Source organism: Actinobacillus minor NM305 (assembly GCF_000175195.1).
Lineage (GTDB): Bacteria > Pseudomonadota > Gammaproteobacteria > Enterobacterales > Pasteurellaceae > Haemophilus_A > Haemophilus_A minor.
This window is the reverse complement of record NZ_ACQL01000048.1, coordinates 1-12,307: the sequence shown is the minus strand read 5'-3', so window position 1 is coordinate 12,307 and position 12,307 is coordinate 1. Positions and strand designations below refer to the sequence as shown.

1 protein-coding gene is annotated in these 12,307 nt (G+C 44.7%); it reads right to left on the bottom strand.

The window, feature by feature from the left end:
• Positions 1-83: 83 nt before the first annotated feature.
• Positions 84-12,260 carry an Ig-like domain-containing protein gene (locus tag AM305_RS01535; protein ID WP_237698362.1) on the bottom strand — a complete coding sequence of 4,059 codons (12,177 nt, stop codon included), beginning with the start codon at positions 12,258-12,260 and terminating at the stop codon, positions 84-86.
• Positions 12,261-12,307: the final 47 nt, after the last annotated feature.

Sequence of the window (12,307 nt, the reverse complement as noted above, 5' to 3'; positions counted from 1 at the left end):
AAAAAACCCCGCCCCTGGAGGGGCGGTTTTATTCGGTCACCGTGGGGGTTAGCCCACGGTATTTTAGGCGGATATTTCGGGAATTAAATCACTTCAATACCATTTTCAACCCAAACTTGGATTTTGCTGTTATTGTCGTAAGTATAAACGTCGTAGGTGACGCCGTTTTCCTCTACAGAAGATTGAGATTTTTCCCAATATGTCTGACCAATATCCGCATATTTTTTGTTTCCGCCTTGGTCTTGATTTTGACCAGACTCGTGGTCACCTGCGCCTGCCAAACCAAAGTCTACTTTGTTGCCGTTTTTGCCATCTGCTTGGGTGACTTTCAACGGTGTGCCTAAGCCATCGATTTCAATTGCACGAATATTGATAGTGCTGTCGTCTTGCATAAAGCCGACTTCTTCAAAGTTTTTGAAGTTAGTGGTGGAGATAATTGCACCGCTCACATCAAACAACAAGAAGTCGCTGCCGTTACCACCATCAATAATGCTGTTGTCGCTGGCATTGAGTTTCGCACCGAGTTTAAATACATCATTGCCATCTCCAAGGTAGACCTTCGAGTTCGAACCGATTTCAGCTCCGATACTGCGCATGTCAATGACTTCCATCCAGTCATTGCCATCACCAAGATCAACGGTAGAATCTTCAATTTTACCGACAATCACCTCGTCATCGCCGCCGCCCAATCGGATACTGGTTCCCTCTACAAATCCCCCAGCTTTAACCACATCTATGCCACTACCTGCGGTAATCTCCGATTTCGCGATAGATTTATAAAGGTCAATTTCTTGTGACATGACTAAACGGTTATTACCTTCACCCAGGTTAATAATCGCACCATAAGCACCACGGTCATCTCGGTTACCCGAGTTCAATGCCATCAACAGGACAGTATCATCACCATCTCCCATATCCACTTGGGTATGACGAATTTGTCCACCGTATTTCCAACCGGTATAAAGTCCGGCATCTTCCCAACCTTGCTCTTTAAACTTCTCCATATCATCAATATGAGCAATATCAAAGGTACCATATTCTTTATGGCGAACTACACGGAAGTAGTCATTATGTGCACCGACTACAAAGACATCATTACCAGCCCCCATATTGATTTTGGAGACATAACGTCCTCCATTGATATAGGCGGTTCCCACATCGTGGCCTACCACAAGAAGATCGTTACCATCCTTGAAGTCGAAATCCAAGTCAAAGTTATACGGCGATTTCCAACGCGGATAACTGGTATAGTTGATGGATTTATCCAATTTCACCACATCGTTACCATCAGTAAATTCAAGGTTACGACCGTTTTGGCTATGTTCAGCATTCAAATATGGTGTCGGTTTTGTATTATTTTTCTCGCCATTCAACAATTGTTTTAATCCGCGGTAATAACCGCCATTGTCGATATACACATAATCCAAACCACCCACATCTTCAACTTTCGTGGCACTGGTATCATCCAAATAAGTCATCAATTTATCCACCGCACTTTGCACAGATTTCGCTGCTCCACCGGCAAGCGTGCCGCGTTTACTGTATGGTGTAATGGTGACGGTCGATTTATCGCCAATCGCATCTTTGTCGAAAGTAACCTGTCCGCTGTTGGTATCTAACTTGATCGTCGTATTATCGGCTTGAGAAAGATCTTTCTCTTCGCCGTTAATAGTGATTTTCTTGTTGTTGCTATCGCCGTCAACACTCACCAATTCCCAATGACTGCCTTTTTTCTCGTAAACCAACACGTGATCTTTCGGCTCGGTTGAGGTGTTGTTACGGCCTTCGTCTGTGAAGTTTAATTGGAATTTCGTCACACCCTCTTTTGGCGTTGCAACAACACCTCCGATATTGGTGTTAGTCTCATCTTGTTTAATCTCCACAACAGGCAATTCATCTTGTGCAATGACTGATGCGGCTGCTCGTGGCTTATCTTTACTGTCATAAGCCGTGATAGTCACACGTCCACCATCTGCAACCGCTTCAGGTGCAAAGGTTAATTCGCCTGAGCTTGCATCAAGTTTGATTTTAGTGCCATCAATCGCGCCACTTGAACCATTGCTTTCAAACTGCCATTGACCGTTATCGCCTTTTTTCACCATAATGACTTTGGCGTCTGTACTATCTTCACCCAAATAATCTACACGATATTTCGTGCCGCTATTTGGAGTGGCAGGTTTAACTTTTACCCCACCTTTATGTTGATCATCAACTAATGCGGTTGGTGTATCCACTTTCTCCGCCGCGTCAGTTGGATTTTCGACTTTTGGTGGATTTGGCAAGGTATATTTCTGATCTTCTTTTGATAGATCAACGTTTGGTAACGCAATTGTCTTACCATTTTGGCCCCAGTCGTCTGCCCCGAAGAAATCTTTCATCTTGATATTGCTATCATCTTTGTTGACGTTATATACAATGTCCGTCACATTTTTATCTGATCCATCAACATCATATTGGAACTTAACATTGTCAGTCGGACGAACAAACACCACATTGTTATTGTTAGGATCCATAGTCACCATATAGCTTCTATTGCCATCCTCATCAGAGAAATATGCCCCTTTCCCGGATTCGTTATTAATATTTTTCTCAATATGAAGACCATTGTCCTCATTATTACCATTAACATTAAATCCTGCATAGAACGACATCGCATAGGTATCCGGATCAAAAGTGATTTTTAACTTCGTTGATGTCTGATCACCTTGAACGTCTTTCACTACTTCAATAATCGGTGACGTTAATGCCTCACCATTTGATAACACATGATGATACAACGGTGCTTTAATAGCCGTATTGGTTTCTGTTTTATGATTTGTCATCATAGTGAAACCATCAATATCTGCTTTAGATAAGGTTTCTTCTCCTTCCCTTGCAAGATGAATATCAAAGATTTTGTATTCGATATCTTTTGGATTCACTTTGCTATCTAAGGCTGAAGATAAACGCGCCCCATCCGCACTGTCCTTCAAGGTAAAGTAACCCTTATCCTTGTCATAGCTTAATAACGCCAAAGCTTCCGGTGACTGCTCAAGAATAGCAAAATCATCATTGTCGTCATCCAAGCGTCCGTCCCCATCTTTATCTGTGACTTTCGCGGCAACGGCAACCCATTCACCATAGTCATCTTTCGTTAACCAATAGTTAATATATTCTACAGGTTCCGCACTATTAGGTAGTTTTACCCCCACATTAAATTTAATGCTATCTACCCCTTTACCTGGGATAATTCTCACTTCACCAACATCCACATTTTGGAACAAGGTTGGCGTTTCCGCCTCAACCGGTCTTTCTACATCAGGTTGTTGATCTTCAGGTAATTTTTCGTTTTCAACAGGATCATTAGCCGCGTTCGCTGTCGCCTCATTCGTATTACCTTTCACATCTTTCGCCACTGCTTTTACGGTTTTGCCGTCTTGTAGCTCATTCGCCATTAACGTGATTTCGCCGGTGACTTTGTCGATAACCGCTCTGCTTGGTGGAATAGGTTCTTTAGTGGTAACCATTTCCCCGTTTTTCTCTTCGGTTTTCACCGCTGGTGCCAAGCTCCATTCCCCTGTTTGCGGATCGCGCACAGCAGTAATGCTACTGGTGTTGCCTTGTTCATCCGTGTAAGTCACTTTCACTTCAACATGGTCACCTTTCGGTTTCACCGTCATCGCACCTTGTTTTTCACCGCTTTCAATCGGTGTAAGCTCTGGGGCTTCTGTGGAGTTTGCTGTATTGTCGACCACAAACGGTTTCACCGGCTTGCCGTTGTTGGATTCTTTCGTGTTTGGCGTTGGCTCATAACCATCCGTTGCCTCAGCAACAATACCGCCTTGACCGATCTTGTCGTTGTTAATAGTGACTTTACCGGTTTTCTCATCTAAGGTAATACCGTCCGGATTGGTATTGCCCTCAAATTTCCATTCGCCATTATCGCCTTTGACAATGGTGACCAGGTCATTGGTTGTACCGGTAATTTTCACTTTTTCTGAATCCGCCCCCGGTGTAACGACCACTTTATCGCCATCTACCACCGCTTGCGGCGCATCGGCAAATGGTGTTGGGTCTTTTAATACCGGTTGGCTCACCAGATCGCTATCGTAGCCATCCTTGTTGGTTCCTACCGCCGTCATCTCCGTTTTCACATCCACGGTGCCTTTCGGGAAGACTAATTTACCCGTGTTTTTATCCAATGTAACGCCCTGAGGTAATTCTGCATTATCCTTAACTTTCCATTCTACCGTGCTATCAGGGCCTGTTTCGGCTTTCTCAATTTCCACTGTTTGTGGTTGCCCCTCTTTGGTGTAGGTCACTTTCATACGTTGGTTATCTGCCCCTGGGGTGACATGCATTGAACCATCACGGAAGGTTTCAGGTATGGATGGCTCATCTGCATCCACATCTTTATTTGCTGGCTCAGCCCCAACATTTTCTTTTGCCTCTTCAGATGGTATCAATTTCGCGTTATAACCTTTAGCTTTAACCTCTGTGTCATTTTGCAAGGCTTTTGGTTTTAAGGTGATATTGCCATCCTTATCAACGCTTGCAACGTCACTAGACACAGGACTCCAAACCGAATCTTTCTTAGCTTGAAGAACCTCTTTTTGTTGCTCATCCGTCAAACCTTGTTTTTCTTCATCCGTTAAACTTTGAGCTTTATCGTAATCCTCTTTACTTGCCGCCACTAACTCCCATTTGCCCGTTGTTAAATCTTTTTGAGCTTTAATGAGAATATCTTTCGACTCAACACTAACACTGTCATCAGGTTGTACTGTCGGGGATAGAGGCTCAGTGGTTAAGCTAGATGTTCGTTTTACACCATCTTTATCCGTGACCACTTCCACATAACCTTTCGCCTCAATCAATACTTCCACATTATCCTTACCACCTTTCACAGTAGCACCGCCTTTTAACGGTTGGTCTTTTCCGTCTTTTTGCTCCGTATAAACAGTGATAGTCGGTGTGTCAGCCTGATTAGGCGTATCATCATCAGCGTTTGTTGTCACCGTAACATGAACTTCTGTTGGAAGATTGTTAGCATCATTAAATTCAGCTGTTGACGGTTTGTCGCCTTTGTGACCAATCGCTTCCGCCTCTGAGCCATCTTTGACTTTATTAGCCGGAACAGTAATCGTACCCGTGGTTTCATCTAGGGTGGCCCCTGTTGGGTTTTCGCCCTTGATTTTCCATTCGCCGGCAATCGGATCTTTCACAATGGTGATAGTTTGGTCTTGACCTTGGTCATCCACAAATTTCAATTCCAATTTGTCGTTATCCGCGCCTGGTGTGGCGACTAAATCGCCTGCGTTTTGTTCAGAACCTGCCACTAAAGTTGGTAAGTCTGTACGGTCTGGAATATCATCACCTGCCGGCTCATTCAAGGTTGCAGTTGCTGCTGGTGAGCTATTACCTGCGTAGTCTTTCGTTACCACGCTAACGGTATTCGCTGTATTACCTGTTTTTGCACTCACTTGTTCTGCCGGTAAGTGTGCCACCCATTTGCCATCTGCATTGACTGCTGTTGGTGCAGCAATTACATCAGGTTTGTCTGATGACCATGTTGTACCATTCCACGTCAATACCACAGTTTCATCTGCACCATCTTCATTTTTGTAGCTTACGCTTACTTCAAGCAAGCTTTCGCCTTCTGTTGATGGTAATGTGATGTTTGCGCCACCAAAGCCTTCAGGCAATGCAGTTACTGTCGCTGCTTTATCTGCTGCGATTGGGTCTTTGTCATTCGGGTGAATTTCAGCACGGTTTTCATCGGTACCACGAGGCACTTCTACCGCTTTTAAGTCACGGGCTGCGCTGTCTTGCTGACCATCTTTCGTTGCTTTAAGTACGATTTCCGTTGCCGCGTCATCTAAGCTGTAGCTGTCTAAACCATCAATTTCTGCTAATGGTTTGGTTGTTAGTGTGAATGCGTCTCCGTTTGTTACTTTAACAGAACCGATTTCGACTAAGTCGCCATTTGCTAATTTCGCGTATGCCGTTACCGTTGCACCTTCTTCAGATGTCCCTGAAATTTTGAATAATTCCGGTGTGCGATCTGATTTTTCGTCAGTACTGATACCTACAATTGTTGGATTTTCCGCTAATTTGGTTACAGCCGGAACTTCTACCGGAGCATCCGCACTTACGTCTTTGCTTGGCACGCCATTTTCTTGTTCAATTGCACTTACTGTAAGTGTTTCTTTAGATACAAGGCCGTTCGCCGGGACATCGCCTTCGCCTTCGGTTAGAGTAATAGTGTACTCGCCTTTTTCGTCCGTTGTCGTTGTGCCGATCACGTTGCCGTTTTTGTCTTTCACAGAGATTAGTGCGCCAGCGATTGGTTCGCCAGTTTCATCATCTGTCAATGCGCCCGTTATCGTTACGCTTTCCGGATCGCCATTGTTATCAGTATCCGTAGAGCCTGTAATGCTAGCCGTTGGCGTACGAGAAACTTCATCAAATCCTGCTGTTGCTTTTGATGTCTCTGTCGCCGGCGATTCATTACCTGCCACGTCTTTTAAGGTTGCACTCACTTCTGACTTATCTTGAACTTTGTCTTCAGGAATCGTCGTACTTGTGCTACCTGCTGGGATAGAAGGTACGTTCGGATCATCCGATACCCAGTTGCCTTTACCGTCATGGGTTAGGGTTGCTGTTTTATCAGTACCCGTTGTTTCATCGGTATACTTGATGATTAACTGATCTCCTTTCACGAACGGATCCGCTGGGTCTTCTGCTGGTAATGAGATAGTTACATCCCCTTCACCTTTAGCTGAATCTTCAGTAACGGTTGGTGATGCTGGTTCGCTTTGATCGTTAAATTCGGTCACAGCCGGTACTGTACCTGGTGCTGGATCGCTCACATCTTTGTTTGGTGCTTTAGCAACAACAGAGATTTCGTCATCAGTTTTAATTGCACCCATGGTTTCATCAACAACAATAGTAAAGTTTGTTTCGTCTGCACCTAATTGGACACGACCAATTTCTTGACCATTTTTGTCGTAAACCACGACTAAGCTACCTGCTTCTGCTTCACCTGTTACTTTGATTTGATCCACTTCGCCGTCTGCTTGCGCTGCGGTATCCACTGAAACAATCTCAAAGGTTGGTGTTGCAGTTTTCGCATCTGTACCTGCTGTTACAGGTGTCGCTGGTTTTTCTGCATCTGGAATCAACGCATCAATTGACTTCGCATTCACTTCTGAACCGTCTTCGATGCTGTTTTCAGGGATAATCACCTGTGGATTGCTGAGGTTGTCTTTCACGCTCGGCAATTCTGCTTCGTTAGATGATGTCCATGTACCGTCAGGCTGTTTAGTAAAGGTTACCGTTGTTGGAGCTGTTTCGCCCTCTTTCGTGTAACTCACTTCCACTTTATCGCCTGGGTTTGCATCTTTAGGGAATGTGACTGCGACAGCGCCTGTACCTGCAACTGTTGCAAGTTCTGGAGCTGACGGACCTGTTGGATCATTTGGATGACCTTCTGCAGTTGGATCGATTGCCGGTACATCTGTATTTGCACCATTTAAGCCGGTACCTGCATCGCTTGGCGTTTTTCCACCTGCTTTATCTTCTGCGATAACATTTAATTTATCGCCTTCGGTTAACGGATTTGCCGGATCGTTTGGTACAACAATCTCGAAGTTACCCTCTGCATCAGTTTTACCGAGACCAATCACATTGCCTTTATCGTCTTCAACGCGAACTTCTGTGCCTTCCGGTACATCATCCACTTTACCTTTCACGATAATTTCTTCCGCAATAGTATCTGCCGGATTAGATTTATCCACCGCTGTGATTTCAATATCTTTAGGCGTCGGTGTTTTTTCCGGTGGCGTTGTGACGGTTTCTTGATCTGTCGTGCTTTCGTTACCTGCGATATCTACCGTTTTCGCATCGACAATATCACCGTTATCAGCAGGAACGGTGACTGTACCTTCGTCATTGTTGATCTGAGCGCTAATGCCAAGGCCGTCTTGACCATCTACTCTCCAATTACCGTCTTCACCTTTTACTACGGTTGTGGTGCTTGGGGTATCCTGTTCATCCACATTGCCGTCACCATTGGTGTCTGTCGTTTTACTGATCACCACTTTATCGCCCGGTTGTGCGTCTTCTGGGAGTTTAACGATAATATCATTACCCTCTTGTACTACATCCGGTGCTGTTGGAGGGGTTGTATCGTTCGGATGCAATGTCTTATCACCCGCTGGCACTTCTTCTACTGTTGTTGGTGCTCCATCAGATTTCGTTGCTGGATTACTTTCAAGCTTGTTTGGCGCTTGTGCGGTAACAGTAATATTATCACCCACCACTAGGTCTTTACCTGTTAACTCAACGCCAGTAATTTCAAAGTTACCTTCTGCATCGGCTGTTCCTTGACCAATGATGTTGCCATCTTTGTCTTTAATAAAGACTTCGGCATTTGGCTCGGTTTTACCTTTGACAACAACGCTATCTGGTGTGGTATTCGCAGGAGAATCGGTATCCACAAACTTCGGATAACCCTCCTCAAGTGTTGGTGTCGCTGTTTTTTCTGTTGGTGCCACAGGCGGTGTTGGTGTTTCGCCAACAGTGCTAGTTGCTGGATCACTTTCGTTACCCGCATTGTCTTTCACTACCACTTCGATGTCAGTGCCTTCCGGTGCTTTATTTGCCGGAATCGCTGCTACATTACCTTCGATTGGGTCTTTCACTAATGTAGTATCGCCATCAACCGGTTTCCATGTGCCATCTTCTTGTTTTTCAACGATGACGCTACTTGGTGTACCATCTGGTTGTGTGACAGTAATTTCTGCTTGATCGCCTTTCACTGCATCTTCCGGTAATGTCACTGGAATATCGCCTGTTACTGGATCTGGTGTACCAATCACTGGCGTGCTTGGTGGAACAGTATCATCAAAATCTACTTTTGGATTCAGTTCAGGTACGGTTAATGGATCACCTGAAGCTAGCGTTGTCGCAGGTTCGCTTTCGGTTTTTGCAGGATGTTGTGCAGTTACCGTCAATGCATTACCCACTTTGATGTCTGTGCCAGGGACTTCAGTCGCTTTAATCGTAAATTTACCTGTGGTGGCATCTGCTACGCCTGTGCCAATCACATTACCATCTGGGTCTTTGACAGTTACCATTGCATTTGGCTCGGCTGTACCTGTGATAATCACATAGTCAGGATTACCGTCCGCCGGATTGTTTGCATCTTTTGCTTGGATGCTTTCAATCACTGGCGTTGCTGTTTGCTCTAGTTTGTCAATTGGTTTTTCTGTGCTTGAGGTATTGCCCGCTTGATCTTTGCTTTCGACTTCGATAACAGAACCGTTTGGTGCTTTCTCATCAGGAATAATAGCGATATTGCCCTCAATTGGATCTTTCACCAATGTGGTGTCGCCATCAACCGGTTTCCATTTACCGTCAGGTTGTTTTTCAACCGTTACAGTGCTATCGACTTCATTATCATCTAATGTGCCGTTGCCATTATCGTCATTACCCACTTTGATGGTAACTTGATCGCCTTTCACCGCGTCTTCCGGTAATTTCACCGGAATATCACCGTTATTTTCCGGTTCAAGAATTTCCGGTTTTTGGGTTGGAATAACATCAGAGAATTTTTCCGGTGCTGAAACGTCTTTTTGAACCGGGCGGCTTTCTGCTGCGGTTGGGTTGCCTTGCGCATCAATTTCTTGGGCAACGACTGTGATGTTGTCGCCTGTTTTGATGTCGTTGTTTGGATTTTCATAGGCACCCGTGATGGTATAAGTACCGTCTTCATTTGCAATGGTAGAACCAATCACATTACCTTGACTATCTTTTGCCGTAACTTTTGAACCTGCAGGCGCTTTACCCGAAATAGTAAACTCTTCCGGGTTGCCATCTGCTTTTGGTGACGTATCTTTTGATACGATGCTGTCAATCGTTGGATCGGTTGTGACGTTATCAAAGCCTGTGTTTTTAATAGCCGGATCGCTGGTGTTACCCGCTAAATCTTTTGCCGTTACGCTGATAGGGGTATTGTCTTTGATTTGTGTGCGATCAAGTGTAATCGTGCCATCCGGATTGACCGTTAATGCAGGTTTATCTGCATTGTCCGGACTTGGTGTTAATGTGCCATCTTCACCTACGGTCACGGTTAATTCAACATCCTTGCCTTCGTTATCTTTAACAGCAATGGTAATCACATCACCTGGTTTTGGATCTTTTGGTGTGATAGTCACATCGTTAGAGCCATCATTACCCACAACAAGACGTGGCGTTTCCGGCGCAACACGGTCACCAATAAAGCCTGTTCCGTCTTGTGCAATCGCTGGAATTTCACCTTCTTTAGCCTCGCTCGGGAGTTTGTTTGGTGCTGTTGCAACCACAGTCAGTTTTTCTGTTGGTTGGAAGTCCGAACCAGTAGGTTCGTTAAATTCAATACGGAATTTACCGCTTGCATCCGCCACGCCTTCTGCAACAACGACATCGCCATCTTTAATTTGTACTTTAGCGTTTGGCTCGGTTTGTCCTTCCACTAAGACTTTGGTGATGTCGTTTTTCGCCGGGTTGCTATCGTTGTAAGAAGTAATTTTGATATCATCTTCTAATGTCGTCACATTATCAGGTAACACTTTAGCTTGGCTTGTTGCGCTCTTCTGATCAGGTGTGTCGTCTTTACCTTGTGAGTAAGCCGTTACAATAGAGCCGTCCGCCACACTTGTTTCAGGAATGGTTACTGTATCACCACTAATTTCTACTAAATCGTTTAAACCCGCTGGCTCTGTTGAATCTACAACCCAACCCGTCGGTGTTTTCACTAAGGTGACAGTAACTGGCTCATTAGTGCCTTCTTTGTTAAACTCAAGCACTGCTTTATCGCCCTCTACAGCTGCAGGAGGAAGCGCAGCGGTAACAGAACCGCCTGGATTCGCTGTTAATACAGGGGCATCAGGGGTTGTTGCTGATGGGTTTGCAGGCTCAGTCACTTCTGCCACCGCTTTGTCACTTTCGTTACCCGCTTTGTCTTCACCTGTCGCTTCGATTTCTGTACCTGTTTCTAAGGCACCGTCTTTGATAATCACATTACCGTTGTTATCAACTTCAACACCTTCAGGTAATTGATCTTTACCGCCAATCACGTTGCCATCTTGGTCTTTGACTTCAACCGTGATATTGCCGTCTTTGTCTTTCGATACTTCAACGGTAATCGGATCTTCACCTTTTGGCGTCATATCAACATTAAGTTGTTCTGTATCGCCATCTTTCGGGAATTCAACCGTGTTATCGCCTGTTGTTGGATCGGTAGTAATCACAGGTGGGTTTTGAGGGCCGACTTTATCGCCTGTGTAATTGATCGGTGTATCTGGGCTAATTGTTGCTTTTTCTTCAGAAGGATTGTAGCCGTCTGCTTTGGTAATGACCGTTAAGTCTTCACCACTTACGATATCGTGTTTATCGCTTTCTGATACATTGATTTTGTAGTTACCGTTTTCGTCTGCCTTGCCTTTACCAACGATATTGCCTTCTTTGTCTTTGATCACCACATCAGCATTTGAACGTGTTTTACCCTCTACCACAAAGGTTTCTGGATTATCATCTGCTGGATTCGATTTGTCCGTCATTGAGGTGACTTTTGGTGCCTCATGAGCAGGCGTATCCTTGATACCATCAATCGTACCGCTAATTTGGTCTTCGCCAGCAGTCGTTGTTTGTGGCTCACTCTCTTGACCATTATTGATGATAACAACATCAACAGGTGTGTTGTCTTTGATATAATCTTCAGGGATCGTAACAACGCCTGTATTTGGATCTACTTTAACATTTGGATCGTTTGAGACATATTTACCGTCTGCATCTTTGGTGATTTCTGCTGTCACAGGGGTGTCAGAATCACTCGGAGTGTAAGTTACCTTAGCACCATCTGCGCCATCTAAATCAAATTTTACTGAACCATCTCCATCTACTGGATTGGTTTCGTTCGTAAATGTTAGAGCATCTTTACCCGCTTCTGTTGTTGCAGGATCACTTGCTAATCCATCTTTTGTCACTACTACAGTTACCGTTGTATTATCTGCTACTTTGTCTTCCGGAATAGTTACTTTACCTGTGGTTGGGTCAACGATAACATTTGGATCGTTAGAGACGTATTTGCCGTCTGCACCTTTTGTGATGGTTGCTGTTACTGGTGTCGTTTTACCTGTAGGGGTATAACTAACAACCGCTGAATCCACACCATTTAGGTCGAAAGATACTGAGCCGTCTAATGGTTTTTTCGGGTCAAATGTAACTGGGTTTGGCTTCACTGGGCTTGGTGTTGTGCCACCGTTATTCGTTGTACCACCGTTGTTCG